This is a genomic window from Capnocytophaga sp. oral taxon 332 str. F0381 (genome assembly GCF_000318275.2).
In the GTDB taxonomy this organism is placed as follows: domain Bacteria; phylum Bacteroidota; class Bacteroidia; order Flavobacteriales; family Flavobacteriaceae; genus Capnocytophaga; species Capnocytophaga bilenii.
In genome coordinates this window covers 26,965-28,194 of sequence record NZ_KB291274.1, presented here as the reverse complement: position 1 = coordinate 28,194, position 1,230 = coordinate 26,965, and the positions used below count along the sequence as shown (strand labels likewise).

General features: G+C 28.5%; 1 protein-coding gene. It reads left to right on the top strand.

Going from position 1 to position 1,230, the window contains the following annotated elements; all coding sequences use genetic code 11:
- Nucleotides 1–242: 242 nt before the first annotated feature.
- Nucleotides 243–932 carry a hypothetical protein gene (locus HMPREF9075_RS03130; RefSeq protein WP_232305044.1) on the top strand — a complete coding sequence of 230 codons (690 nt, stop codon included), beginning with the start codon at nt 243–245 and terminating at the stop codon, nt 930–932.
- Nucleotides 933–1,230 lie beyond the last annotated feature (298 nt).

Genomic DNA, 1,230 nt, shown 5'->3' with positions numbered 1-1,230 from the left:
AGAAAAAATAGCATATCAATAAGTGAGGAAGAGTACCAAGACCTTCAGAAAAATAAAGAAAAAAGTTGGTTAGAAAAACTATTTAGTTAAGATATTATGCCACAAATCATCACTGATACTGCAGAACTCAGTTGCAATCAAGCTTGCGCCAGCGGAGGAAACTATACGAAAACATTATTTATTAAAATAAATCTCTTATGAGGAAAATATTATTATACATTGTAGTATTAACAATAAATCATATGATGGCACAAGAAAACAAAAATTCTTTAAAAGATACAATTATGTTCGAAAAATTTGATTTTAACCTATGGAATACAAGGTACAAAGATTTCGAGAAAGATCCTAAATATGGAGATTATTACAAATTAAAAGATGGATCTTCTTTCCGCCCTTTTTATGGAGGAAAAGGCTATATCTTTTATGATGTAATTCCTCCCCTACCAGCCTATTACCATTACTTTTATGATTATTATGAAAATGGAAATCTTAAAGCCTATGGTAAATACGCAGGTATGCAGGTAGTAAAAATAGGTGTTTGGCATTACTTTGATGAGAATGGCAAAGAAACTCAAGTGAATGAAGAAGCAAAATTAGGCAAATGGACATTTAATGCTATTCTAGAGGTATTGCATAAAGACGGCGTTATTGATCTCTACACAGGTAAAAATAGAGATAGGAATAAATTATATATTGAGTTTAGAAATAACAATAGAGAAGTAGCTGTTATCGTTTTTAAAGAAAGAATAGATATATTGATAGATACTTATTACGAATATATATTTAACTGCAAAACAGGAAAGTACACTCGTAAAGAGTACGAACGTTATAACGAAAATGCTATGGATATGCCTACACTTCCTCCTTTGAAAAATAGTAAAAAGAATAAACGTAAAAGAAAAAATAGCATATCAATAAGTGTCATATCCTGAAATAGGTTTACATATTCCTAATGAATGGAAAAAGATATCAACTATTAAAATTAATAATAGACCAAGAAAAATATTAAAGTTCAAAAAAACTAAAGATTTGTTCTATCAAAATGTGATTTAAAAAATTGCACTTATGGATGGAATTGGCAATAATAAGAAATTGAGTGATAGATTGCAAAGATAATTATTTTTTTGTATTTTTGCCCCAATCTATTTAAAAGTATGATTGTGGCACGCACTTTCTCGTCAAAGTTAAACATATTGCACAAAATTGATTTTTAATAACAATAAGCATTCA

Bases quoted from the DNA above. Each gene is read 5' to 3' on its own strand.
- HMPREF9075_RS03130 (WP_232305044.1), top strand. From the start codon at position 243: ATGATGGCACAAGAAAACAAAAATTCTTTAAAAGATACAATTATGTTC.